Origin of the sequence: Corynebacterium coyleae (assembly GCF_030408635.1) — a bacterium.
Classification (GTDB): domain Bacteria; phylum Actinomycetota; class Actinomycetes; order Mycobacteriales; family Mycobacteriaceae; genus Corynebacterium; species Corynebacterium coyleae.
This window is the reverse complement of record NZ_CP047198.1, coordinates 508,331-534,602: the sequence shown is the minus strand read 5'-3', so window position 1 is coordinate 534,602 and position 26,272 is coordinate 508,331. Positions and strand designations below refer to the sequence as shown.

General features: G+C 62.7%; 18 protein-coding genes. 10 read left to right on the top strand and 8 right to left on the bottom strand.

The genetic code is table 11. The features are described 5' to 3' along the window. Window positions 1-23: 23 nt before the first annotated feature. From CCOY_RS02610 to CCOY_RS02585, 6 genes are all read left to right on the top strand, one after another. A complete protein-coding gene (locus CCOY_RS02610) occupies window positions 24-9,053 on the top strand; it encodes a type I polyketide synthase (RefSeq protein WP_092101547.1) in 9,030 nt (3,009 codons plus the stop codon). 11 nt (window positions 9,054-9,064) lie between these two features. Continuing rightward, window positions 9,065-9,304 carry a hypothetical protein gene (locus tag CCOY_RS02605; protein ID WP_092101545.1) on the top strand — a complete coding sequence of 80 codons (240 nt, stop codon included), beginning with the start codon at window positions 9,065-9,067 and terminating at the stop codon, window positions 9,302-9,304. Window positions 9,305-9,318: 14 nt separating this feature from the next. Continuing rightward, window positions 9,319-11,121, top strand: coding sequence for an acetyl/propionyl/methylcrotonyl-CoA carboxylase subunit alpha (locus CCOY_RS02600; protein ID WP_092101543.1), 1,803 nt, complete (start codon window positions 9,319-9,321; stop codon window positions 11,119-11,121). An 85-nt stretch (window positions 11,122-11,206) separates the two neighbouring features. Further along, window positions 11,207-11,572: a GntR family transcriptional regulator gene (locus CCOY_RS02595; protein WP_244268679.1), complete on the top strand. Its 366-nt coding sequence runs from the start codon at window positions 11,207-11,209 to the stop codon at window positions 11,570-11,572. Then, the gene (locus CCOY_RS02590; protein WP_092101541.1) at window positions 11,569-12,252 is read left to right on the top strand and encodes an ATP-binding cassette domain-containing protein; all 684 of its coding nucleotides are present in this window, start codon (window positions 11,569-11,571) and stop codon (window positions 12,250-12,252) included. The genes CCOY_RS02595 and CCOY_RS02590 overlap by 4 nt, the downstream gene beginning before the upstream one ends. Next, window positions 12,249-12,932, top strand: coding sequence for a hypothetical protein (locus CCOY_RS02585; RefSeq protein ID WP_092101539.1), 684 nt, complete (start codon window positions 12,249-12,251; stop codon window positions 12,930-12,932). The genes CCOY_RS02590 and CCOY_RS02585 overlap by 4 nt, the downstream gene beginning before the upstream one ends. A gap of 16 nt (window positions 12,933-12,948) precedes the next feature. On the opposite strand, the gene bsaP (CCOY_RS12215) is transcribed toward CCOY_RS02585, so the two are convergent. After that, a complete protein-coding gene (gene bsaP, locus CCOY_RS12215; RefSeq protein WP_448252166.1) occupies window positions 12,949-13,089 on the bottom strand; it encodes a biotin synthase auxiliary protein BsaP in 141 nt (46 codons plus the stop codon). A gap of 28 nt (window positions 13,090-13,117) precedes the next feature. Between bsaP (CCOY_RS12215) and CCOY_RS02580 the strand changes: the two genes are divergently transcribed. Together CCOY_RS02580 and CCOY_RS02575 are read left to right on the top strand one after the other, a co-directional pair. Beyond that, window positions 13,118-13,360 (top strand): CopG family ribbon-helix-helix protein, encoded by a 243-nt coding sequence (locus tag CCOY_RS02580; RefSeq protein WP_092101537.1) that lies wholly within the window; start codon window positions 13,118-13,120, stop codon window positions 13,358-13,360. After that, window positions 13,347-13,691: a type II toxin-antitoxin system PemK/MazF family toxin gene (locus CCOY_RS02575; RefSeq protein ID WP_092101535.1), complete on the top strand. Its 345-nt coding sequence runs from the start codon at window positions 13,347-13,349 to the stop codon at window positions 13,689-13,691. Before CCOY_RS02580 ends, CCOY_RS02575 begins: the two co-directional genes overlap by 14 nt. A gap of 6 nt (window positions 13,692-13,697) precedes the next feature. Here CCOY_RS02575 and bsaP (CCOY_RS02570) read toward each other — a convergent pair whose 3' ends face one another. The 3 genes from bsaP (CCOY_RS02570) to CCOY_RS02560 all read right to left on the bottom strand — a co-directional run bounded on the left by bsaP (CCOY_RS02570) (window position 13,698) and on the right by CCOY_RS02560 (window position 15,977). Beyond that, window positions 13,698-13,901 carry a biotin synthase auxiliary protein BsaP gene (gene bsaP, locus CCOY_RS02570; RefSeq protein ID WP_070422813.1) on the bottom strand — a complete coding sequence of 68 codons (204 nt, stop codon included), beginning with the start codon at window positions 13,899-13,901 and terminating at the stop codon, window positions 13,698-13,700. A 14-nt stretch (window positions 13,902-13,915) separates the two neighbouring features. Then, window positions 13,916-14,980, bottom strand: a complete 1,065-nt coding sequence (gene bioB, locus CCOY_RS02565; RefSeq protein WP_092101533.1) for a biotin synthase BioB — start codon at window positions 14,978-14,980, stop codon at window positions 13,916-13,918. Window positions 14,981-15,062: 82 nt separating this feature from the next. Then, window positions 15,063-15,977, bottom strand: a complete 915-nt coding sequence (locus tag CCOY_RS02560) for an exodeoxyribonuclease III (RefSeq protein WP_092101531.1) — start codon at window positions 15,975-15,977, stop codon at window positions 15,063-15,065. Between the two features lie 112 nt (window positions 15,978-16,089). Between CCOY_RS02560 and CCOY_RS02555 the strand changes: the two genes are divergently transcribed. Further along, window positions 16,090-18,273 carry an NADP-dependent isocitrate dehydrogenase gene (locus tag CCOY_RS02555; RefSeq protein WP_092101530.1) on the top strand — a complete coding sequence of 728 codons (2,184 nt, stop codon included), beginning with the start codon at window positions 16,090-16,092 and terminating at the stop codon, window positions 18,271-18,273. A gap of 223 nt (window positions 18,274-18,496) precedes the next feature. Here CCOY_RS02555 and CCOY_RS02550 read toward each other — a convergent pair whose 3' ends face one another. From CCOY_RS02550 to CCOY_RS02540, 3 genes are all read right to left on the bottom strand, one after another. Beyond that, window positions 18,497-18,724 (bottom strand): hypothetical protein, encoded by a 228-nt coding sequence (locus tag CCOY_RS02550; protein ID WP_070815683.1) that lies wholly within the window; start codon window positions 18,722-18,724, stop codon window positions 18,497-18,499. Between the two features lie 101 nt (window positions 18,725-18,825). Next, window positions 18,826-19,422, bottom strand: a complete 597-nt coding sequence (gene ccmA / locus CCOY_RS02545) for a heme ABC exporter ATP-binding protein CcmA (RefSeq protein WP_092101528.1) — start codon at window positions 19,420-19,422, stop codon at window positions 18,826-18,828. Then, window positions 19,419-21,407, bottom strand: a complete 1,989-nt coding sequence (locus tag CCOY_RS02540) for a bacteriocin-associated integral membrane family protein (RefSeq protein ID WP_092101526.1) — start codon at window positions 21,405-21,407, stop codon at window positions 19,419-19,421. The genes ccmA and CCOY_RS02540 overlap by 4 nt, the downstream gene beginning before the upstream one ends. Window positions 21,408-21,866: 459 nt before the next feature. Between CCOY_RS02540 and CCOY_RS02535 the strand changes: the two genes are divergently transcribed. Then, a complete protein-coding gene (locus tag CCOY_RS02535; RefSeq protein ID WP_070450463.1) occupies window positions 21,867-23,345 on the top strand; it encodes an RNA/DNA-binding domain-containing protein in 1,479 nt (492 codons plus the stop codon). 122 nt (window positions 23,346-23,467) lie between these two features. Here CCOY_RS02535 and ppc read toward each other — a convergent pair whose 3' ends face one another. Further along, the gene (gene ppc, locus CCOY_RS02530; RefSeq protein WP_092101525.1) at window positions 23,468-26,116 is read right to left on the bottom strand and encodes a phosphoenolpyruvate carboxylase; all 2,649 of its coding nucleotides are present in this window, start codon (window positions 26,114-26,116) and stop codon (window positions 23,468-23,470) included. Window positions 26,117-26,272 lie beyond the last annotated feature (156 nt).

Here is a 26,272-nt window from a genome sequence, read left to right as displayed (position 1 = left end):
CAAAGGACCATAAGGACACTGTTATGAATTCCACCTCTTTTTCTTCCCTGAAGCGTCCCGCAATCCTGTTCCCGGGGCAGGGTTCTTCCTGGCAGCAGGCACTCGCTGATGCTGCTGCGACTCCTGTGGCACGTAGCCGCATGGAGCAGCTTCTTTCCGACGCCCAGTCCCTCACCGCCGCCGTCGCCCGCCCGTTGGCCTCTGTGGTGCCAGGGGTTGTGCAGCGTATCCGCGAGGCGATGGATGCAGATGCTGCGCACGAGGCAATCGACGCCCTGCCCGCAGTCAGCGCGCCGGCGATTGTGCTATCGCAGATTGTTGCTGCTGAAGACCTCGAGCAGCTCGGCCTGGACACCGCCGACGCACTGTTCGCCGGTCACTCGCAGGGCATCCTGGGCGCTGCCGCACTGGATCGCGCCAACGGCCCGCAGGCTGCGGAGAAGGCGCTTGCGTTCGCGTTCATCATGGGTGCCGCCGCGACCAACGTGTACGGTGCCGCCGACTCGCGCAGCCGGATGCTTTCGGTTCGGGGCTTAACGCCTGAGCAGGTCGGTGAGTTTGTCGTCGATACGCAAGCTGCTCCGATCAGCGTGATCAATGGGCACCGCCACGTGGTGCTGTCCGGCAGCCCGGAGGCGCTCGCGCAGGCACGCAAGGACATCGAAGCGGCTGCGAGCAGCTACAACGCCAAGTTGGAAGTGGAGTACGGCGGCTCCGAGATCACGCCGGTGTTCGATTCGCTTGATGTTGCGTACCCCTTCCATGTGGAGACCAACGCCCCTGGTGTGGATCTGGCGCAGCAGTGGGCGGACGCGTGCGGGATCACGTTTGAAACCACCACCCCGCGTGAACTGGCACAGTCGATTTTGGTGGACCGATTCGACTTCACCGAAGTCGTGCGCGACCTGATTGCCCAGGGTGCGAGCCACATTTTCACGTTTGATTCGGCGACGGCAACCATTGTGACCAACCTGGCCAACGGTTCCGGCGTCGCTGTGCTCGATGCATCCACTGCCGCGAAACGCGACGACCTCGCACGCCCGGGTGCTGAGCTGCCGCAGGGCGTGGACTATTCGGACTACGCGCCGCGAGTGATTGCGCTGCCGGACGGCAAGACGTACACGCAGACGAAGTTCTCGTCGCTGACTGGCCTGTCCCCGATCATCCTGGGTGGCATGACGCCGACGTCCGCAGACGGCGAGATCGTCGCCGCTGCCGCCAACGCCGGCTACTGGGCAGAACTTGCCGGTGGCGGCATGTACTCCGAGGAGGAGTTTGGCAAGCACACCGCCAACCTCAAGGCGTTTTTGCAGCCCGGTCGCACCGCACAGTTCAACACCATGTTCTTCGACCGCTTCCTGTGGAACCTGCAGTTCGGCCAAACGCGCATGGTGCCAAAGGCCCGCGCGGCCGGTGCCCCGTTTAACGGCGTGTGCATCTCCGCAGGCATCCCGGAAGTGGAAGAAGCCACGGAACTGTTCGCGCAGCTGCATCAGGATGGCTTCCCCTACATTGCGCTCAAGCCTGGTACGACGCAGCAGATCCGCAACGCGCTTGCCATCGCGGCGGCGAACCCGGACGACCAGGTCATCTTGATGGTGGAAGACGGCCACGCTGGCGGCCACCACTCCTGGGTTGACCTGGAGGACATGCTGCTGGAGACCTACCCGGAGATTCGTGCGCACGACAACGCGGTGCTCACCGTCGGCGGTGGCGTGTACTCGCCGGAGCGTGCCGCGGAACTGATCACGGGCCGTTGGTCCGAGAAGTTCGGGCTGCCTGCGATGCCGGTGGATGGTGTGTTCGTCGGCACCGTGGCTATGGCCACGAAGGAGGCGAAGGCCACGGATTCGGTCAAGCAGCTGCTCGTGGATACGCCGGGCCTGCCCCCGGAGAACAACGGCGGTTGGGTCGGCCGCGGTCGCGGCGTGGCCGGTGTGGCGTCGTCGCAATCGCACCTGCTGGCAGACTTGCACGACCTGGACAACTCCTTTGCCAAGGCGGCGCGGTTTATCGCCTCGTTGGATATTGAGGAGTACCCGGCGCACCGCGAAGAGATCATCGAGGCCCTGTCGAAGACGGCGAAGCCCTACTTCGGCGACGTGGAGACGATGACGTACGCCGAGTGGGTCGAGCGCTTCGTCGAGCTCGCCGATCCGTTCATCGACCAGACCTGGAACGCGCGCTTTGTCGCGTTGCTGCAGCGCATCGAGGCACGCCTGAACGAAGCCGACCACGGTGAGATCCCGACCCTCTTCCCCGACGATGTCGAGATCTCCCCGCGCGAAGGCCTTCAGACCCTGCTGCAGCACTACCCGCAGGCATGCGAGGTTGTGGTTTCCCCGCGCGATGCGGCGTGGTGGATCGGTCTGCACTACGCCTACCCGAAGCCGATGCCGTGGGTGCCGGCACTTGATGCGGATCTGAAGTCCTGGTTTGGCAAGGACACCTTGTGGCAGGCGCAAGATGAGCGCTACACCGCTGACCAGGTGCGCATCATCCCTGGCCCGGTTGCGGTTGCTGGCATTACGCGCAAGAACGAGCCGGTTGCGCAGTTGCTGGCACGCTTCGAGGATGCCGCGACGCAGATGCTTATCGACGACGGCGTCACCGCCGAATCCCGCTTCGCTCGACGCAGCGACGCCGCCGACGAGGCCGCGTACCTGCGCTCCTGCCCAACCTTGGTGTGGCACGGCCACCTGATGGCAAACCCGGCATACGCGCTGGACGAGGACGCCTTCGACGTGGAGGCAACCACCAACGCGGCTGGTGAGTGTGAGTGGACGATCCGGATCCACGCTGATTCCGCATGGGATCACCTGCCGGAAGATAAGCGCCCGTTCTACGTGCGTGAGGTGAACATCCCGGTCGAGATCCCTGCCGGCGCAGGCACGGGTGCCTCCCCGGTTGTGGACGGCGATCGTCTTTCCGACAGCGTCTTCGAGCTGCTGTCTGGCCTGGCGGGTGTCGGTTCGGTCAGCGAGGCCGGCGACACGATTACTGAGATTCCGCAGATCGAGGAACCGACCGAGGACGCACCGTTTGGTGTGGCGCGCTCGTCGTTTACGCTGCCTGCTTCCCTGCTGGCGTCGCACTCCGCAGTTACGGGTGGCGCTGTGGCCGACAACGCTGTGGTTGGTACGCCGGACGTGTTGGTTGGCCCCTGCTGGCCGGCGATCTACGCCGCGCTAGGCTCCGGCAGGCTGGCTGATGGCACGCCGGTCATCGAGGGCCTGCTCAACGCGGTCCACCTGGATCACGTCATCGACCTGCGTGTCCCGCTGTCCGAGCTTGCGGATGGCAGGCGCATCGACGTGACCTCCAAGTGCACTTCTATTGCCGAGTCCACCTCTGGCCGCATTGTCACCGTCGAGTTGGAGCTGCGCTCTGGCGACGAGGTTGTGGCAACCCAGATGCAGCGCTTTGCCATCCGTGGTCGCGCCACCGGCACCGCGACGCCAGTCCCGGCGCCGGCGTACGGCGGCGGCGCGGCAAGCGATCAGGTGGAGCCGACCCCACGTTCGTTCGTGGACCGCACCGTGGTCCGCGCACCGTCGGACATGACCCCGTTCGCGCTGGTCTCCGGCGACTACAACCCGATCCACACCTCCGCCAACGCTGCCGCCCTGGTCAACCTGGATGCACCGCTGGTGCACGGCATGTGGCTGTCTGCCACCGCGCAGCACCTCGCTGCCGGCCACGGCCAGGTCATCGGCTGGACCTACTCCATGTACGGCATGGTGCAGCTTGATGACGAGGTAGAGATCACCGTCGAGCGTGTCGGCCGCGTCGGCATCCAGCAGGCCCTTGAGGTGACCTGCCGCATCGCCGGCGACGTTGTCTCCCGTGGTCAGGCGCTTCTGGCCCAGCCACGCACCGCCTACGTCTACCCCGGCCAGGGCATTCAGACCCAGGGCATGGGCAACGGCGACCGAGCTGCTTCCGCTGCCGCGCGCGACGTGTGGCGCCGCGCAGACCGCCACACGCGCGAGACCCACGGGTTCTCCATCCAGCGCATTGTGGAAGACAACCCGTCGCGGTTGGTGATCCGCGGTGTGGAGTTCAAGCACCCGGACGGTGTGCTCCACCTGACCCAGTTCACCCAGGTGGCCATGGCGGTTGTCGCCTACGCCCAGACCCAGCGCCTGAACGAGGCCAACGCGTTGGCCTCCGGCGCGTACTTTGCGGGCCACTCGCTTGGTGAATACACCGCGCTTGCCGCGCTGGGCAACATCTTTGATCTAGAAGCGGTCATCGACATCGTGTACTCGCGCGGCTCCGCCATGGGCTCCCTGGTGCCGCGCGATGCGGAGGGTAACTCCGACTACGGCATGGGTGCGCTGCGCCCGAACATGATCGGTGTCGGCCCGGAAGAGGTCGAGGCCTACGTCGCTGGTGTTGCGCAGGATTCCGGCGAGTTCTTGGAGATTGTCAACTACAACATCAAGGGCCAGCAGTACTCCGTAGCGGGCACGAAGCGCGGCCTTGCTGCTCTGGAGCGCAAGGCCAACTCGGTCACGCCGCGCGCCTACGTCACGGTTCCGGGCGTGGACGTTCCGTTCCACTCGCGCGTGCTGCGCGAGGGTGTGGCGGACTTCGCCGAGAAGCTCGACGAGCACATGCCGGCGATCATCGACGTGGACACGCTGGTGGATCGCTACATCCCGAACCTGGTGGCTAAGCCGTTCGCGCTGACGCAGCAGTTCATCGACGCCGTCACCGACGAGGTCCCCTCCGAGCGCCTCAAGGGCATGACGCCGGAGAACACCGAACGCAACACGCTCGCACGCACGTTGCTTATCGAGTTGCTGGCGTGGCAGTTCGCCTCGCCTGTGCGCTGGATTGAAACGCAGGACTACCTGCTTGGTCGCGTCGACCAGGTCATCGAGGTCGGCCTTGCGTCCTCGCCGACGCTGACCAACCTGGCTAAGCGCGAGATGGATGTCATTGGCATCCACGTGCCGGTCTTCAACGTTGAGGCAAGCCAGGACATTGTCATGCTCAACGACGTGGTGTCCGCGCCGGAGCCTGTGCTTGTCGACGACACCCCGGCAGAAACAGACGCCGAACCGGCCCCAGAATCCGCCCCGCAACCGGCCGCCGAGGCTGCACCCGCGGCCCCCGCCGCACCGGCAGAGCCAGCACCGGCTGCACCTGCTGCATCCGGCGCACCCGCGTCCGACCTTCCCTTCACCGCGGCCGATGCGATCACCGTCCTGTTCGCGCTGCAGAACAAGATCCGCCCCGAGCAGATCAACGATTCGGACACTATTGAGGAGCTCACCGGTGGGGTGTCGTCGCGACGCAACCAGCTGCTCATGGACATGTCCGCCGAACTCGGCGTGCCCGCCATCGACGGCGCTGCTGAAGCCGACGTGGCCACGCTAAACACCCGCGTGAACACCGCCGCGCCTGGCTACACCCCGTTCGGCGCTGTCTTGAGCGAGGCCGTGGGCACCCGCCTGCGCCAGCTCTTCGGCGGCGCAGGCCTGAAGCCGGCGTTTGTCGGCGAGCACCTCGCAGCCGCGTGGGGCCTGCCCGCATCCTGGACCGCACACGTCGAAGCCGAGATCCTGCTGGGCAGCCGCACCGAGGAATCGGTGCGCGGCGGCTCGCTGAACAGCCTGCCGTCGGCCACAACCAAGGCGGAGATCACCGCACTGATCGACCAGGCGGTACAAAACGTCGCCGCACGCTACGGCGTTGCAGTCTCCCAGGCCACCAGCGGCGGCGCATCCGGCGGCGGCGTGGTGGATTCGGCTGCGCTCGACGCCTACAAGGACGAAGTCACCGACACCCTGGTGGCTACCGCCCGCACGCTGCTGAACAAGCTCGGCATCGAAAACGAGGTCGCCGAGATCCCCGCACCGGACACCACGATCGTGGAAACGATCGAGGCAGAACTCGGCTCCGGCTGGGTCAAGCAGGTCACCCCGGTCTTCGACGAGCGCAAGGCAGTGCTTTTCGACGACCGCTGGGCCCAAGCCCGCGAAGACCTCGCCCGCGTCGCCCTCGGCGAAATCGACCTCGCACCACAGCGCTTCGCTGGCACCGGTGCCACCGTGGCCAAGCAGGCCGAGTGGTACGCCAAGCGTGTGGAGGGTGATCGTCGCAACGTACTCGGCGAGATCGCTACTGCCGCAAACGCCGCAGCGAACGAGCCGTACGCAAACGACGTCGCCCTGGTCACCGGTGCCGCGCCGGGTTCCATCGCCACCGCTGTGGTGGAGGCCCTGCTCGCAGGCGGTGCGACGGTCATCATGACGGCATCCAACGTCAGCCAGGCGCGTAAGGAATTCGCCCGCACGCTTTTCGCCAAGCACGCCTCCGTGGGTGCACGCCTGTGGCTGGTGCCGACGAACCTGTCGTCCTACCGCGACATCGATGCGCTCATCGAGTGGATCGGCTCCGAGCAGAAGGAAACCGTTGGCAAGGACGTCAAGATCATCAAACCGGCACTCACGCCGACGCTTGCTTTCCCGTTCGCAGCGCCGCCGGTATCCGGCTCGCTTGCAGAGGTCGGCGGCAACGCCGAAACGCAGGCCCGCCTGCTGCTGTGGTCGGTGGAGCGCACCATCGCCGGCCTGTCTGACCTGGCGCAGCGCGGCGATCACTACCCTGCCGAGCGCGCACACATCGTCCTGCCGGGCTCGCCGAACCGCGGCACCTTCGGTGGCGACGGCGCCTACGGCGAAGTCAAGGCCGCCTTCGACGCGATCGTAAACAAGTGGTCCGCGGAAACCGGCTGGCCAGAGGGCGTGACTCTGGCGCAGGCCCGCATCGGTTGGGTTGCCGGCACGCACCTGATGGGCGGCAACGACGGGCTCGTTCCGGCAGCACAGGCTGCGGGTATCCACGTGTGGAGCCCGGAGGAGATCTCCACGCAGCTGCTTAGTCTGGTCACCGAGGAATCCCGCGAGCAGGCGAAGCAGTCCCCGCTGGATCTCGACCTCACAGGTGGGCTCGAGGACGCAGGCGTGTCCATCGCCGATCTGGCGCGTAATGCACGTGTTGATGTGGCGGGCACGGAGTCGTCGACAAGCAATGGCGCCACGGTGCGCGCACTGCCGAACGTCGCCACCCCACGCCAGCCCGCACCTGCGGCTGTGGGCGATGTGACCTGCGCACTTGATGACATGGTGGTTGTCGTCGGCATCGGCGAGGTATCCAGCTGGGGCTCCGGCCGCACCCGCCGCGAAGCCGAATACGGCATCACCCGCACCGGCGAGGTCGACCTCACCGCAGCCGGTGTCCTCGAACTGGCGTGGATGATGGGCCTGATCACCTGGTCCGAGGATCCGAACCCGGCCTGGTACGACGAGGACGGCGCAGAGGTCGCCGAGGAGGACATCTACGAGCGCTTCCGCGACGATGTCATCGCACGCAGCGGTATCCGCACCCTGACGGACAAGTACTTCCTCACCGACCAAGGCTCCATCGACCTCGAGCAGGTCTACCTCGACCGCGACATCACGTTCACCGTGGCCACGGAAGAGGAAGCTCTCGCATACGTGGAGGCCGACGGTGAGAAGACCACCATCCGCCAGATCGACGGCGAATGGAGCGTGACCCGCCACGCCGGTGCCCTGGCACACGTGCCGAAGAAGGCCACCCTGACGCGCACCGTCGCTGGCCAGATGCCGGACGGCTTCGACCCGACCAAGTGGGGAATCCCCGCACAGATGGCCGACGGCATGGACCGCATGGCCGCCTGGAACCTGGTCACCGCCGTCGACGCGTTCATCAACGCCGGCTTCACCCCTGCGGAGCTCATGCAGAAGGTCCACCCGTCCTTCATCGCCACCACCCAAGGCACCGGTATCGGCGGCATGGAATCGCTGCACAAGGTGTTCGTCTCCCGCTTCATCGGCGAGGAACGCCAGACCGACATCCTGCAGGAAGCACTGCCCAACGTGGTGGCCGCCCACACCATGCAGGCACTGGTCGGCGGCTATGGTTCCATGATCCACCCGGTCGGCGCTTGCGCCACCGCTGCTGTCAGCATCGAAGAAGCGGTGGACAAGATCGCGCTGGGCAAGGCTGACTTCGTAGTCGCCGGCGGTATCGACGACGTCCAGGTCGAATCCCTCCAGGGCTTCGGCGACATGAACGCCACCGCCGAAACCGCCAAGATGACGGCACAAGGGATCGACGGCCGCTTTATCTCGCGCGCCAACGACCGCCGACGCGGTGGCTTCCTCGAAGCCGAAGGCGGCGGCACCGTCCTGCTCGCCCGCGGCACCCTCGCTGCCGAACTCGGCCTGCCGGTGCTGGCAGTGGTCGCGTACGCCTCCAGCTTCGGCGACGGCGCGCACACCTCCATCCCGGCACCAGGCCTCGGCGTGCTCGCTGCAGCCTGCGGCGGAACCGACTCGCGCCTGGCCCGCTCCCTGTCCTCGCTGGGGCTGACCCCTGACGACGTCACCGTCCTGTCCAAGCACGACACCTCCACCAACGCCAACGACCCGAACGAGTCCGAACTGCACTCGGTGCTGTGGCCGGCCGTTGGCCGCGACCCGGACGCGCCGATGTACGTCATCTCGCAAAAGACCCTCACCGGCCACTCCAAGGCAGGTGCAGCACTGCTGCAGACCGGCGGACTCCTCGACGTGCTGGCCACCGGCGACCTCCCGCCGAACGCCTCCCTGGACTGCGTCGACCCGCTCATCGAGCCGAAGGCAACCAACCTGGTGTGGCTGCGCTCCCCGCTCGCCCTCGGTGCCGGCAACGTGAAGGCCGCGGCGCTGACCTCGCTCGGTTTCGGCCACGTCGGCGCGCTCGTCGTGCTGGGCCACCCGGGTGTGTTCGAAGCCGCACTGACACGCGACGGCCGCGACGCCGACGCCTGGCGTGAGCGCGCAACCGAACGCCTCGCCCAGGGCGCAAGCCGACTCGAAGCCGGAATGATCGGCCGCGCCGACCTCTTCACCCAGGTGGAGAACCGCCGCTTCGCCGGTATCGACGACCACGCCGACGAGATCGCACTCCTGCTCAACCCTGATGCCCGTCTCAACGCCGACGGCACGTACCCGACCGCGACCCCGACCGTTTAAGGAGAGACACCATGACACCACTGTTTCGTACCGACGACACGTCGCTGTCCCACGACGAACTGGCAGCACTGACCACCGTCCTCGCCGAGGCCCAAACTTGGCAGGCCGTTGCCGGCACACCTGGCGTTGCTGGCGCGGCAGGCGGCACCGGCGCTGCCTACGAAGACAACGTGTTCGGCGATGCGTTCGGCGATGCGTTCGGCCAGCCGTTCGGCGCCCAGCAAACCATCGGCAACGTCACCTACTTCTAGAAAGGACCGCACACATGCATGACTTTCCGTTCCGCAAGGTCCTCGTCGCCAACCGCGGCGAGATCGCGGTCCGCATCATCCGCGCAGCCCGCGACGCCGGCCTTGCCTCCGTGGCGATCTACGCCGACCCCGACAAAGACGCGCCGTACACCGAAATGGCGGACGAGGCGATTGGGATCGGTGGCGAGACGTCGTCGCAAAGCTATCTGGATATCGACAAAGTGCTCAAGGCCTGCCGCGACAGCGGCGCGGACGCCGTTCACCCCGGCTACGGGTTCTTGGCGGAGAACGCCGAATTTGCCCGGCGCGTCATCGACGAGGGCCTGACCTGGATCGGCCCGCCGCCAAGGGCGATCGACGCCCTCGGCGACAAGGTCACCGCCCGGCGCATCGCTGAGGAGGTCGACGCACCGCTCGTGCCGGGCACGAAAGACCCGGTGGACAGCGCCGACGATGTGGTCGCTTTCGCCGACACCCACGGTCTGCCCGTGGCTATCAAGGCGGCGTACGGCGGTGGCGGCCGCGGCATGAAGGTCGCCCGCACCCGCGGCGAGATCCGCGAACTGTTCGAGTCCGCCACCCGCGAAGCCAAGGCAGCGTTCGGCCGCGGTGAGTGCTTCGTGGAGCGTTACCTCGACCGTGCCCGCCACGTGGAGGCGCAGGTGCTGGCGGATACTCACGGCAACGTCATCGTCGCCGGTACCCGTGACTGCTCCGTGCAGCGCAGGTTCCAAAAGCTCATCGAGGAAGCCCCCGCCCCGTACCTCACCGATGAGCAGCGCGAACGCATCCACTCCTCTGCCAAAGCGATTGCAAAGCGGGCAGGTTACGTGGGTGTTGGCACCGTCGAATACCTGGTTGGCTCCGACGGGCTGATCTCCTTCCTCGAGGTCAACACCCGCCTCCAGGTTGAGCACCCCGTCACCGAAGAAACCACCGGCGTGGACCTCGTCATCGAGCAGTTCCGCATCGCCGCCGGCGAGCCACTGCGTTTCGACGCCGACCTGGAACCCACCGGCCACGCCATCGAATTCCGCATCACCGCAGAAGACGCCGGCACCAACTTCATGCCCATGCCCGGCACCGCCACCACCTACATCGAACCCGCGGGCCCCGGTGTGCGCGTCGACTCCGGCATCCGCGCCGGCTCCACCATCGGCGGCCAGTTCGACTCGATGTTGGCCAAACTCATCGTCCGCGGCGAAACACGCGACCAGGCCATCGCCCGCGCCAAGCGCGCCCTCGCCGAATTCCGGGTCGAAGGCATGCCGACCATCATCCCCTTCCACAAACGCATGCTTGACGACGACGCCTTCACCGGCGACGCCACCCAATTCGCCGTATACACCCGCTGGATCGAAGAGGAATGGGACCCGGACGTCGCGCCCTACGAGTCCGACGGCGCTGGCGAAGACGGTGAGCAGGACGAAGCGCGCCGCCGCACCGTCTCCGTCGGTGTCAACGGCCGATCGATCGAGATCACGCTGCCGGAGCCGTTGCTTCTCGGCGCGGTGGCGCAGCGCCGCCGCGACCGCAAGCGCCGCTCCCGTAATGGCGGATCCGGCGGCAAGGGGTCCGGCAAGGGCGCTGCCAGCGCAGACACCCTGACCGCTCCGATGCAGGGCACCGTGGTCAAGTCCGAGGTCTCCGAGGGCGCCCGGGTGGAAGCCGGCGACATCGTGGTCATCCTCGAGGCCATGAAGATGGAAAACCCGGTCAAGGCCCACAAGAGCGGTGTGGTGAAGAACCTCGCTGTGGAGGCCGGCAGCCACGTGGATAAGGGCGCGGCACTGCTCGACATCACCGACGCCGAGTAGCCGCTAGCCTGCGGTTTCCGCGGCATACCCGGATCTCACCCGGCGCGTCAAAATTGGGGGTTGACGCGCCGGGCTTTCCGGTTCTATGGTTACCCACATGAGTGGTAAACCCATATACTTGCAGATAGCAGATGAGTTACGTGACCTCATCGGAGCAGGCACCCTCGCCCCGGGCGACAGGGTGCCGTCCACCAACGAGCTCTCCGCCTACCACTCTGTCAATCCCACCACCTCCGCCAAAGCACTCACCGAGCTATTCAACGAGGGTCTGTTGGAGAAACGCCGCGGGCTCGGCATGTTCGTCCTGGAGAGTGCACGCGAGCAGGTGTTACGTACGCGTCGCGAAGCATTTGCCCGCGATTTTGTCCAACCGTTTGTCCACGAGGCCAACCAACTCGGCATCACCACCGAGGAGCTGACCGCAATGATTGAAAAGGAGCGTGCTCAATGAATCCCGGCTTCTACGCGCTGGTCGGCCCGAACGCCGCCGGCAAAACCCACTACCTCCACACGCTCATGAGCCCTCACGCCGCGTTCGTTCCGGCTGGTGCGGATGCCAAGTTTGCAGGCACGACCGTGGACGATCACTTACGCGCAGTCGCAGCGATCTACCCGCACGTGAGGCTCGAGTTCCCCAACGCTCGCATCAAAGATCTCTCCGTTGGGCAGCGCCGCTTACTCACCATTGAGGTGGCCCTAGCCATTGGCAAAGACCTGTTGCTTCTCGACGAGCCGTTTGATGGCATCGACACCACCACCCGCAAACAGGTCCGCCAGAGACTGATCGACTACATCGCGGAGAACCCGCAGCGCAGCGTGGTGATGGCATCGCATCGCCCCGAGGACTTCGTGGGTCTCGCCACCCATGTCATCCAGGTGTTTGATCGGGTGGTTTCGCGCCCAGTCCCGCTCGACGACGCCCGCCTGTGCTTTCCAACGGTCACCGGCCCCACCGCCGAGATCAAAGACCTTACCGCCCGCTTCCCCGTCGCCGAGACGGCGAGCCTCGGCCCCACGACACGCGCGACGTTCGCCGAACCTCTCAGAGAGGACGACGTCCACCTGCCCATCGAGTACCCGGACGATGCCGAACTCATTGACCTCCTCGCAACGGAAAGGCCCGAACGATGAAACTCTTCCTCAGCCCCTTCAAACCACTGTCCTACCTGGCAACACTGGCCGTTTTGCTGGTCCTAGTCCCGCTGGGCCGTTTCTATCGTGGCGATGGCTCTCTCTGGACCATCTTCGGAGGCTTCGCACTGACCACCCTATTCATCCTGGCAGGTGCACAGTGGAGCGCCTTGAACCAGCTCGGCGCAAGCTTTTCCGCGTGGATAAACTCAGCCACAATCACATCCGTCGTGGTGGCCGTGATACTTGGAGGGGCCACCGCGGCATCGTCGATCTACAACCAGTTCAAGAGCCCGTACTACCAGGCCTATGACCTGTTCCTCTTCACCAACGGCGCAGACGTGCCCTGGGTGGACACTAATGGTGACCCCTACATCGTGGCGAACGTCGGACAAGACACCACGTCGATGGCGTGGACGGTGCTGCTCCACATCGCGTTCTTCTTCGTTGCTGCCATCGTGGGGGTTGCGCTCGGTTTGGTCTACGCCTCCTTCGGCGCGGGGCGCGGTATCATCACCGCATTTGTCACGTTCCTCATCGCGGTCGCACTGTACTGGGCTATTGAGTCCCCTGTAGGCGATTGGGACACCGCCGCCGTCGGTGGCGTAAGCGCCGCATGCCTGGCCACACTCGCCGTCAGCGCGGTGGCGATTCGCAACACGAAGCGCTTAGTGCGCTAGCAGACACTCCCGCCCCCTACCGCTCCACCCACTCGGAGCGCAGCAGCCCGTGGCGGGAGCACGCCGCCTCCCACGACAACGGGGAAATTTTCACCCCCAGGCGCCGGCCACACAGCGGGCAGGTGCGCACACTGCCCACCAAATAGCCCTTCCTCATCAGCACCACGACAAGTACTATTCAGAGTATGAAAAATGGTATGAGAATCAGTGTGAGTTTAGGCCGGAACGAGCTCCAAACTCTGGATAACCTCGTTTCCGAGTTGGATTTGCGTTCTCGATCTGAAGGGATGCGCGAAGCGATCCTCGCCCTCCAGCGGGAATCACTCGCTAAAGCGTATGAAGAATGCTTCTCCGACTCGGAATGGAAAAAAGAAGCTGCCCTTTGGGATTCACTCGCTGACGAAGGGCTAGACAATGCTTCGCGGTGAAATTCGCCTCGTTGATTTCGAACCGGCGGTCGGACAGGAAGCCAACAAGACACGGCCCGCCGTGATCGTCAGCAACGACACCGCGAATCAAGGCGCAGCGATACACGGCGGAATGATTACCGCCGTGCCGCTAACCTCAAATACTTCGAGAGTCTTCCCGTTTCAGACATACGTCGATTCCGAAGAGTCCGGCCTTCGAATTGATTCAAAAACTCAGCCGGAACTCATGCGTTCAGTGTCGGTCATGCGAGTCGGCAAGCAAGTGGGACGGCTTTCTCCCCGCCAAATGATGGAACTCGACGAAGCTATCCGCATCCATCTCGACCTTTAACGCCCCCTACCGCTCCAACCACTCGGAGCGCAGCAGCCCATGGCGGGAGCAGGCAGCCTCCCACGCCATCGGGCTGATTTTTACCACCATGCGCCGCTGGCATAGCGGGCAAATACGCGGCGCGTCGTAGGGCCTGGCCGGGTCGAGCGGCCAGGCGATCTCGCCGGACAGCACTGCGTCGGCGAGTTCCGTTGAATCCGGAATTTTCATCAGGGCCCGGCTAACTACAGTGACTTGATGGTGTCGTACAGGACTCCGTGGCCGGAGTTCTGCTTCTGCCCCACCGGGGTGATGTTCAGGCTCAGGCCTGGCTTCGCCCCGCCTTCCAACACACGGTCAACGGCGTCGCGGTCCTTCTCCATCGGACGTCCAAACGTGGTCAGGTAATTACCGCCGATAATGGCATTCGCGCCGCCCATGAGTCCGGCTTCGGTGCCGTCGTCGCCAAGCGCGAGCTCCGTGCCACCCGCAAAACGGAGCTGGGTGGACGGCATGGCCAGGCGGAACGCGGCGACGGCACGCAGCGCCTCACCCTGGGGCACCAGCGGGCGGTCGGCGAACGGGGTGCCTGGGCGCGGGTCGAGGAAGTTCATCGGCACTTCATGCGGCTGGATTTCGGCCAACTGGGTGGCGAATTCGGCGCGCTGCTCGATGCTCTCACCCAAGCCGATGATGCCGCCGCAGCAGGTTTCCATGCCCTCTGCCAGCACGTTCTCCAGCGTGTCCTTGCGCTCCTGCCAGGTGTGGGTGGTGACCACGTTAGGGAAGAACGACTCGGCGGTTTCGAAGTTGTGGTTGTAGCGCGACACGCCCATCTTGGCCAGTTGGCGGGCCTGGTCGCGGGTGAGGATGCCCAGCGATGCGGAGATGGAAATGTCCACCTCTTCCTGGATCGCAGTGACGGCCTCGGCGACCTGGTCCAGCAGTTGCTGGGTCGGCCCCTTCACGGCGGCGACGATGCAGAACTCGGAAGCGCCCATCTTCTCGGACTGCTTGGCGGCCTCGACAAGTTCGGCGATGTCCAGCGTCACGGCGCGCACAGGTGATTCGAACAGGCCGGACTGGGAGCAGAAGTGGCAGTCCTCGGGGCAGCCACCGGTCTTCAGGGAGATGATGCCTTCCAGCGAAACATCGACGCCGCAATGTTTGATGCGCACCTGGTGGGCGAGGTCGAGCAGTTCAGGCAGGCGCTCGTCCTCAATGTTGAGGATCTGGACGAGCTCCTCCTTGTTCAGGCCTTCGCCGTTTTCCAGGGCTTTTTCGCGGGCGATGTCAAGAATATCGGTCATCTGTGGGCTCCGTTCGCGTCGTTCACGTGATGGTTGCGCAACAGTTTAGCGCGCAATTGAACGGCGTTCAGGAAAACCCAGATTAGCGATACTTAACCACAAGCGGCGAGTGGTCCGACCAGCGCTCTTCCACCGTCGGCGCCTTCTCCACCCACGTGCGCTGCGCACGCTCCAGCATGTTCGCGGTGGCAGCCTGGACGTCGATGCGCCAACCCGCGTCGTTGTTAAACGCCTGGCCGCGGAACGTCCACCAGGTGTACGGCGCGTCCTCCGGGTGCAGCCTGCGCGCGACGTCGAACCACTTCGGAGCACCATTTGCTTGACGACGACCCCCCGACCGGTACTCCACCGCCCCAGCCCATTCCGCCGCAGCCTTGTCCTCTAGATCCTGCGCCTCCTCGTCCGGGAAGCTACCAAACACCGCGTCCATGAACGCGCGCTCGTGCGGCAAGAAACCGGACTTCTTCCGGTTCGCCTTCCAATTCTTCAGGTCTTCGCGGCGGTGGCAGATGTTCCAATCCCCGCCGATCACCATGTCCGGGTATTCGTCCGCCCACTGCTCCAGCAGCGGCTCGAACTGATCCAGGAAACGATACTTCTCGTCCTGCTTGGCCGTCTCGGCTGCTCCTGAGGGGAGGTAGAGGGCGGCGACGCGGGTGTCGTCGTCAAGCGATGCTGCAATAAAGCGACCCGCATCCTCAAAATCCGGAATCCCGATCTCCACATCGCGCAGCGGCGTGCGCGACAGGATACCCACACCCGCACGACCCTTCGCACCAGGTGTTTCGGCCGGCGCCACCTCCAGGTGCCACCCATTTTCCAGCGCCGGGGCAAGCGCAGCACGCGCCTGATCTTCTGTGGCGCGCACCTCCTGCATCAGCACCACATCGGCCGGATTCTCGTCCAACCAGGCCAACATGCCCGGATTGTTCTCGTTGCGGACCTTCGTGGCGGCACGGATGCCGTTGACGTTGACGGATGCAATGGTAAGGCTCATGGGCCAAGACCTTACCTATCCCGTACCTCTCCCGGCCCTATCGCCAGACAGGGCCGTGGCGGGACGGTACTCTGGTGGGTTGAAGTCAGGAACCTTACAACAAAGGAGCATTATGGCGAAGATCATTTGGACTCGTACCGACGAAGCACCGCTGCTTGCGACGTACTCCCTCAAGCCGATCGTGGAAGCATTCGCTTCCCGCGCAGGCATCGAGGTCGACACCGCAGACATCTCGCTGGCAGGCCGCATCCTCGCACAGTTCCCAGATCGCCTCGGCGACAAGAAGGTCGACGACGCACTCGCACAGCTCGGTGAGCTGGCAAAGACCCCGGAAGCCAACATCATCAAGCTTCCGAACATTTCCGCTTCCCTCGTCCAGCTAAAGAAGGCCATCGCCGAGCTGCAGGCCGCAGGCTTCGACATCCCGGACTACGAGGACGCACAGGACAAGTACGACGCAGTCAAGGGCTCCGCTGTGAACCCGGTCCTGCGTGAGGGCAACTCCGACCGCCGCGCTCCGGAGGCCGTAAAGAACTACACCAAGAAGCACCCGCACTCCATGGGCGCTTGGTCGAAGGACTCCAAGACCAACGTTGCCACCATGGGCGCAGGAGACTTCCGCCACAACGAGAAGTCCGTCATCATGCCGGCCGAGGACACCCTGGCCATCAAGCTCGTCACCGCAGACGGCGAGCAGGTGCTCAAGGACGGCCTGAAGGTTGAACAGGGCGAGGTCATCGACGGCACCTTCATGTCCGCGAAGGCTCTGGATGAGTTCCTGCTCGAGTCCGTGAAGAAGGCCAAGGAAGAGGGTGTGCTCTTCTCCGCGCACCTCAAGGCCACCATGATGAAGGTCTCCGACCCGATCATCTTCGGCCACGTCGTGCGCGCATTCTTCAAGGATGTCTACGACAAGTACGGCGCCGAGCTTCTCGACGCCGGCCTCAACGGCGAAAACGGCCTCGGCGCAATCTACGAGGGCCTTGCTGATCTGCCGAACGGCGAAGAGATCCGCGCAGCCTTCGACCAGGCCCTGCAGGACGGCCCGGCACTGGCACAGGTGAACTCCGCAAAGGGCATCACCAACCTCCACGTCCCGTCCGACGTGATCATCGACGCCTCCATGCCGGCCATGATCCGCACCTCCGGCCACATGTGGAACGCCGACGACCAGGAGCAAGACACCCTGGCCGTCATCCCGGATTCCTCCTACGCCGGCGTGTACCAGACGGTTATCGACGACTGCCGCGAAAACGGCGCATACGACCCGACCACCATGGGCACCGTCCCGAACGTCGGCCTCATGGCAAAGAAGGCTGAGGAGTACGGCTCCCACGACAAGACCTTCAAGATCCCGGCCGACGGCAAGGTCCAGGTAGTCAACGCTGCTGGCGACGTGCTGATCGAGCACGACGTCGAAGCTGGCGACATCTGGCGCGCATGCCAGACTAAGGACGCCCCGATCCAAGACTGGGTCAAGCTGGCCGTCAACCGCGCACGCCTGTCCGGCATGAAGACCATCTTCTGGCTGGACGAGGAGCGCGCACACGACCGCAACCTCATCGAACTGGTGAAGAAGTACCTGGCCGACCACGACACCGACGGCCTGGACATCTCCATCGCCTCCCCGGTCGAGGCCACCAAGATCTCCGTCGAGCGCATCCGCCGCGGCGAGGACACCATCTCCGTGACCGGCAACGTGCTGCGTGACTACAACACGGACCTGTTCCCGATCCTCGAACTGGGTACCTCCGCGAAGATGCTCTCCGTCGTCCCGCTGATGGCTGGCGGCGGCCTGTTCGAGACCGGTGCCGGCGGCTCCGCCCCGAAGCACGTCCAGCAGGTTGAGGAAGAAAACCACCTGCGTTGGGACTCCCTCGGTGAGTATCTCGCACTGGCCGAGTCCTTCCGCCACGAGAAGAACACCAACGGCAACGAGAAGGCGGGCATCCTTGCCGCCGCTCTGGACAAGGCAACCGAGAAGCTGCTGGATGAGGGCAAGTCCCCGTCCCGCAAGGTCAACGAAATCGACGACCGCGGCTCCCACTTCTGGCTCTCCCTGTACTGGGCAGAGGCACTGGCAGCCCAGACCGACGACGCCGAACTGGCTGAGGTCTTCGGCCCGATTGCGAAGGACCTGCGCGACAACGCCGAAGCGATCGACTCTGAGCTGCTCGCTGCCCAGGGCAACGCTGCCGACCTCGGCGGCTACTACTGGCCGGACGACGCCAAGACCTCCGCGGTCATGCGTCCGTCCGCAACTTTTAACAAGATCATCGACGCACTGGAGAAGTAAGCGCTCGGTTTGATCGGCCCCGGTCACTGTTTCCACACAGTGGCCGGGGCTTTTGCTGTTCGTCGCGTCAGGCCTTCAGAGCTCAACCACCCCATCTGAGTTATCCGCAATATACGAAGAATGGGTGGCTACTGTTAGGACCACGGATTTAGTAACGCTGTGGTGAGTATCCAGTAACGCGCGGGTGAGTATCGAGTAACACCCGGGCATAGACCATGATCCGCTACTTCGTATTGGCTTCTAGGCGCATGTTCGGTCCGTCCAGCATGATGATCTCAGCGCCAACGACAAGCCGATTCAGCATCGACTCGGCGATGACGGCATCCGGGATGGACTTGTACCGCTCATCGGGCGTGAACTGAGAGGTGACAATCGTTGACCCGCAGTGTCGAGCAGATTTGGCGGACCAGCCTTGTAAGACAAGGTCCATCACGGCCCGGTAATCAGTCACGATCAGACTCCTCTGATGATGCCGCGTGTTCTTTTGCCACGCGGTCAGAAGAATCTTCTCCCAAAGCGTTACTCGATACTCACCATTGCGTTACCCGATAGTCACCACGGTGTTACTAGATACCCCCGCGCAACAGCTACGACGACAACTGCACCATCCTGCGCGAATTGACGCAGATGCTTAAGCACAAGTTGCGCATTTGCTTCATCGAGAGCCCCGGTTGGCTCATCAGCCAACACAATCTTTGGCTGCGCGAGAATGAGCCTTGCCAAAGCAATTCGCTGTTGTTCACCACCAGAAAGTTCGCTCACTGTTCGCGTTTCGGTACCTCCAAGCCCGACTGCAGCCAGCGCCGCTGCCACCCTTTCGCGGGAGATACGGGGAACAGCAATCTTAATGTTCTCCAGTACAGAGAGATCGGGTACCAATCCGTAGTCCTGAAACAGGTACCCGACGTTCGCTCGCCGAAATTTGCGACGTGCACCCGAATTCATGGATGCGATGTCGAGTCCCTTAAATTCGATAGTCCCCGAATCCGGTGCAGTTAGCCCGCCTAACATATTGAGCAAGGTTGTTTTTCCGCTGCCGGAGGGTCCTGTGAGCGCCGTGATTCGACCTGCCCGAAACGTGGCTGTGAAAGTTTGCAAAACCATTCGCTCGCCAAATACGCAGGATACTTCGCGTACCTGAATTGTCATTGCGGTTCCACCCCTCCCCTTGCATCCCACTGCGAAGCAGCCCTGAGCATCAACGCCACGGAAACTACGAACCATACTGCGCCAAAACCAACTACTGCGGCAATGGTGAATGGTGACCATTGATTTTCAAACCCGATACTCCAGGTAGACGGCACGCGACTCTCAGCTTGAACCCGATGATCGTGAACCTTATAGAGCAGCCAGCCAATCGTCGCTAAGAAAAATGCAACCTCAATCGCTACCACTTCCTTTGCAACCCACCAAGGGCTTCGCCCGCAAACATAGGCAACGTGGATTTTGCGCCGGTAGGTGATGCGGAAAGTCAGGACCGTGGCACCGACCAAGACCGTCACAAGTAGGACTGTCGCAAAGCCATTCAGCCCCCACAGAGCCACATTCTGCTCGGCGGCGCGAATGCTCGCCTGCCATGAGTCCTCGCGTGGCCTGAAGAAAGCAAGCGTATTTCCAGTAGCACCTTTCAATATTTGCGACGGCACATCAGGGGAGACAGTGAGAAGGACTTGCTGGGATACCTTCGACATCAAGTTGTGGTCTCCCAACGGAGCAAGGCCACGCGGGAGGATGACGAGAATCGGGTTATCAACTTGTGGACGGTAATTAACATCGTAAGTGAATACCGGGCCTAAGCTGCAGCCGTAGCGCCACTCTATGCCGGGGACTGGTTCATTGGTGTAGCTAGCCTCGAACTGGAGCGTATCCACGATCGTGTTTACCGACTGTAGAGATAACTCTCCCGGCGAGCAGACCGTCACAACAGTGCCATCCAACATTGATACTCCTGCCTGCCGCGCGAACTCCTGGTTCACCAATAAAACTGGTGACTCCAATTCCACGGGCCATGTAATCCAATACGGGTCAACGAGGAGAATGTCTCCTGCCTCGTCGGCAGCTCGAAATGGCGCTGCGGCCTCTCTATCTGACCAATCTTCGAAGGCCGTGTTAACGTTCAACGCCAACTCTTGCTGCCCACGGTGCGCATCCCACGCCCCCTGCAAGCGATGACGCGCTTCAAGTTCTGCTGAAAACCCGACCAGGGTTGCAACCACACTGATCGCAGCAACCAGGGTCGCACCGCGGACAACGGTCAGGGAGTAGAGAATTGGTCGCGCGCGGATCTTGCCCTTGACGGATTGAGGTATCGATGTCCTGCGAACCAGCAACTGGCCACCCAAGTAACCAATGAGCAAACATGTCGACAGAATGAAGCTGATCGTAAAATGAATGCTCCAAAACACCCCGCCTTGCGCCCACCCGTTATAGGCATAAAGTAAGCCCGCAACGAGCAGTGGGACCCCGAGGTAGGCAACCACCAGTGTGATCCTCTGTCGCTCAATTTCAATACGGGCCGTTTCTGCGATACTGAGCCCAAACAGTCGATGAACACCGACCTCCCGTGAGCGGGCAAGAACATGGCCCGCGCTGAGCACCAGACACAGGAGCACAGACAAGATCAACAGGATAGGAATAGTCGAAGATGCAAAGATTTCCATGAAGTACCTGGTAAGAGGTACCGCGTCGAGCCCCTGTTCATCCAACCACCGCAGCAAATGTTGTTCGTCCGCCGCAGATCCTTTGACATGAAGAGGTTGCCTCGGGTCAGGGTATGGAAAGTCTTCCAGCGGATAAAATATGTCAACTTCTCCTCGCTCAAAGCGTGGCCGCTCCACCCGACCGCCGTCAGGTGGAAGCGAGGATGAGTAAACCCGTTGCTCCCCACCCGAGACAGCGAGCGATGAGTAGTTAATCGCGACATCGAAGTCATTATTTCGCGCAAACTCGGCCAGGTCGGAATAGAAACTCACGCGCTCCGAAGCGGCGCGATCCGATTCCACCTGCACCCCGTATTCGCCAAGGTGGCCATCAACCACCGAATAAAGCTGCGCACCAAGGAAAGCCACGGTGGTCGCGAGAATAGCCGTGGCGAATATCCCCACGGCTAATAGGCCTGATTTTAGAAGAGACATGCTCTAGCAATGTTGGTAGAAGGATTCATTTCCAAGCCTCTCGCGCGAAGCAGTGGCGCGTGACCAACCGTTCTTGATTAAACAGCCACGATCCGACTGAAACTTCCTCACAGCTGCAGAGCCATGTCGATTCTGAACTTCCATGGTCCCTCCCATCTGTCGATATTCAACTGCGTGGGCTATCGCGGTATCGCAATTATCGTGGTCAGATCTATGTTGCTACAAGTAGGAGCGCCCACTCTGTGATTTGCCCCACAATATATCACCTGCCAGACAAACTTAAGGTTTTCCCGGCGTGGCGTAGCGACGGCGTTCACCCATGGTTGCGATCGCAACCAAACCGTTTCTTGCTCCGCACCCGGAAAAGGTGCCAGAACAGCCCTAAAACCACCCTAAAAACTCTCCTACCTGGAGAAATATTTTCTTGCCTGTTTCTTGCTTCTGGGGGATACTTGAGGCATGTCACCGCTTAATTCCACGTCGGAGCCTCAACTCATCGCCAGGATCCAACGATTTCTCGATTTGCCTGCGGAACTCCCCTGGCTGGAGTTTAAGGAAAACAACGCTGCGACCGGTCCGGAGATCGCCAAGTATGTGTGCGCGTTAGGCAACTCAGCGCGCCTTCATGACGAACCAGCAGGCTACCTGATCTGGGGTGTAAGTGATGCTCATGAAATCGTAGGCACTTCGTTCCAATGGGAGACTACGAAAGGCCGGGGCAACGAAGACCTTTTCCCTTGGCTGCAGCGTGTAGTCTCTCCCACGCCGACAATCTCCTTCGAGTCGGTCACAATCGAAGGCAAAACCGTCGTACTCCTCCGGATTCCAGCTACACTCTCAGCCCCTTACGCCTATGACGGAACTCGCTACTTCCGACAGGGTAGCTACACCAAAAACTTGATGGACTTCCCAGATCGCGAACGCGAGTTGTGGAGAAAGCTCAACCAATTCGAGTTTGAAACCAGCAACGCCGCGGAAGGCCTCGAGCCCGAAGAGGTCACCGACCTACTTTCCCCCGACGCATTCTTTACCAACCGACCAGAGCTACCACGCAATGTTGGCAGTGCCCTCATCGAGACAATGCGAGCAGCGGAAGCGATTACATATTCCCACGAATTGGGCTGGTGCATCCCGGCCTGGTCCGCTCTGATGTACGCACGCTCGCTCAAAGACTTCCCACACCTCGCCGGTTTAGCCCCACGGGTGATGCACTTCAGTGACACATCAAGGACACAACTGCAACGAGAGTGGGAGTTTGACGATGGATACGCCGCATCGTTTAGCCAGATCGTGACCTTGGTTAACACACTGAGCCCCGGCGGAGAGACTATCGATCCAAGCGGACGCCGAATTGAAACCCCGCTGCTGCCTACGGTGGCATTTCGCGAAGTATTTGCGAATGCGCTCATGCACCAGGACCTGGAACAGCGCGGTCAGTACTTGACTGTTGAGATTTTCAGTGACCGCGTTGAAGTGACCAATCCCGGTACGCCATTGGTCGACCCCCAACGTTTTATTGACTCGGCTTCTACAACTCGTAATGCGCACCTCGGCGAAGCGCTTCGCCTCGCGCACTTCGTCGAGCAACGTGGAAGCGGCTGGGACAAGATTGTTGCATCATTGGAGGCAGAGCACTTTCCACCAGCACTTACTCGTACAAACGGCACAACAACCGTCACATTGAGCGCCTACCGCCCCTTCAACCTGATGACTACGGACGAAAAGATTGAAGCCGTCTACCAGCATGCGTGCCTCGGATTTCTGGACAGCCGCGCCGTTACTAACGCATCGATACGGCATCGCTTCGGACTCAAAGATTCGCAGGCCTCCCAGGCGAGCCGTCTCATTAACGCCACGGTAGACAAAGGCCTTATCCGGCTCTACGACCCGGATGCTGGAGCACGCAACCGCCGCTATGTCCCTTTCTGGGCCGAATAGTTTTCTTGCTCCGTAACCGGAACAAGATTCCAAAACAGCCCCAAAACCACCCCAAAAACTCCCCTACCTGAAGAAACGTTTTCTTGCCTGTTTCTTGCTTCTGGTGCGGATTGTAGGGGGATCTACCCTGCGTTGCGCAGTGCGGTGGCCAGCCCGTTCATGGTGACCTGGATCGTCTTCGGGACGAGGAAGGCCTCGTCGCCGGCGCGGTAGCGGCGCAGCAGCTCAAGCTGGACCGCGTTGAGCGGCAGCAGGTAGGGGTAGCGACGTTTTAGGGATCGGGCCTGGCGCTGGTTCTCGGCAACAAGGTCCGTATGCCCGGTGATACGGAAGTAGACCTGCTTGGTGCGCTCGAATTCATCGGCGATAAGGGAGTAGATGCGCTCGGCTACCTCGCGGTCCTCCACTAGGTCGGCGTAGAGGCGGGCCAGCGACAGCTCGGCCTTCGCCATGACTTGGGCCATGTTGGACAGCACGGAGCGGAAGAACGGCCAGTCACGGTAGAGTTCGCGCAGGTCATCCCAGCGGTCTTCGTCTTCCCCAGCCCAGCGCTCGACTGCAGTACCGACGCCGAACCAGCCAGGCACATTGGTGTGCGACTGCGCCCAGGACAGCACCCAGGGGATGGCGCGCAGGTCGGAAATCGCGGTGGTCTGTTTGCGGGACGCCGGGCGAGAGCCGAGGTTGAGCTCGCCGATCTCGTGCAGCGGGGTGGATTGGGTGAAGTAGTCAATGAACCCGGGGTCGCCGATGAGCTCGTTGTACTTTTCGCCGGAGTAGGCGGCAAGCGCACGCATGATGTCGTAGGCGCGGGTCGGGTCGTCGATAGGTTCGGTATCCAGGAAGGATGCCTCCAGGGTGCCGGCGACGAAGGCTTCGAGGTGGCGGCGGGCGGTCTCTGGCGATCCGTACTTGGCGGAGATGATCTCGCCCTGCTCGGTGATGCGGATGGAGCCGTCGACGGCGCCCTTGGGCTGAGCCAGGATGGCATCGTAGGTGGGCCCGCCGCCGCGGCCGACTGCCCCGCCGCGGCCGTGCGCGAGTCGAAGGCGGATGCCGTGCCGGTTGCAGAGTTCAACCAGGGCGAGTTCGGCGTCGTAAAGCGCCCAGTTCGCTTGCAGGTAGCCGCCGTCCTTGTTGGAGTCGGAGTAGCCGAGCATGACCTCCTGGATGTCACCGCGGGCGCGCAGATGTTCGCGATAGAACGGCAGCGACCAGAGATCTTCGAGGATGCTGGCGCCGTGTGCGAGGTCCTCGATGGTTTCAAACAGCGGGACGACGTTGACGTCGCTCAGGCCGACCTCTTTGAGCAGGACCATGGGCTCCAAAATGTCGGAGACCGCACCGGTCATGGCGATAATGCACTGCGCGATCGCCCCCTGGCCCAAGTCCCGGACAGCGCGGGCGGCGGCGGTGAGGATGCCCATTTCCTTGCGGGTGTCGTCGCTAAGCAGTGCTTCGGCGCGCAGCAGCGGACGCGGGGTGCGCAGCTCCTCGACGAGTAACTCCACGCGGTCCTCTTCAGCAAGCGCGGCGTAGTTATCGCACACGCCGGCAACCGCAAGCACTTCGGTCACGACTTTTTCAAAGGATTCGGAGTTTTGGCGCAGGTCAAGCGTGTACAGGTGGAAGCCGAAGGTGGTCACGGCGGAGCGCAGGCGGCCCAGCCGGTCATCGGCAATGATTGCGCCGCCGTGCGCACGCAGGGAGTCGTCGATCACGTCCAGGTCTGCAAGCAGCTCGCCGGGGTCCGCATACGGCGAGCCCGTGGTCACCGAGCCAGCGAGCAACTCGCGCGTAGCGACGACACGGTGGCGGATGCCAAAAATGGCCCGGCGGTAGGGCTCATCGACGCGGGACTCGGCGGTGTTGTTGGCGGCATCCGCAAGCCGGGAAAGCTCCTCCGAGCAGGTGGAATAGCGGTCTGAAAGCGACAGCTCGCGCTCCAACTCACCCAGCTCATCGATGTAGTAGCTGAGCACAGTATCGGCGGCTTGGCGGGTGGCATACGTGAGCGTTTCGGCATTCACGTACGGGTTGCCGTCATGGTCGCCGCCGATCCAGGAACCCGGGCGCATCACGGGGGTGAGGGCGAGGTCGCGGCCAAAGGTGTCGCGAAGTTCGTAGCGGATTGCGCGGTTGATCGCCGGGATCTGCTCAAGCAGGGAGAGCTTGTAATAGCGCAGGCCGACGTCAATCTCGTCCTCAAGACGCGGGCGGGCGATGCGGATCAGCGCGGTCTGCCACATCAGGGTCATGCGCAGCTCCATCTCGCGTTCGATGGCTGCCGGGTCGGCACCAGCGTGGAGTTCACTCAGCAAGCGCTTGATGTGGGTCTGGGTGTCGAAGACGGTGCGGCGACGGGTCTCAGTCGGGTGCGCAGTGAGCACCGGAGAGACCTGCGCCCCGGCGATAAGGTCGGCGACCTTGTCTGCCTCCACGCCGCTGTCTTTCAGGTGCGCGAAGCTTGTGCGTAGCGAGACCGGTGCGGCGGCCTTCTCGTCGTCAAGATCCTCAACCAAGTTAGCCAGCAGCGCGAAGTGGCTAAATGCGCGTGCGACGAGGTTCACTTTGGGGATGTCCATATCGCGGAAGACTGCGAGCAGGTCTTCCGGGGTGGCGTCCCCGTGGGCGATGTCAAAGGCGGTGCGGCGGGTGGATTCGACCAGGTCGAAGATCTCCTGCCCTTCCTGCTCGGCAAGCACGCGGCCGAGTACCCGGCCTAGGAGTCGGATGTCTTCACGGACGTGATCGGCAGGCTGAGCAGACACGGAGGCTTCCTTCAACTACGGCGCGACTAAGACGTCACGGGCGCGACGTGCTTAGTAAACGTAGCCAAGTTCTACTCCCCTGTCTCGGCATCGGAGGTCGAACGATCGCGAGCTGGGATATTTGCACTATTTTTATTCAGCCCCTCAACTCGCAAA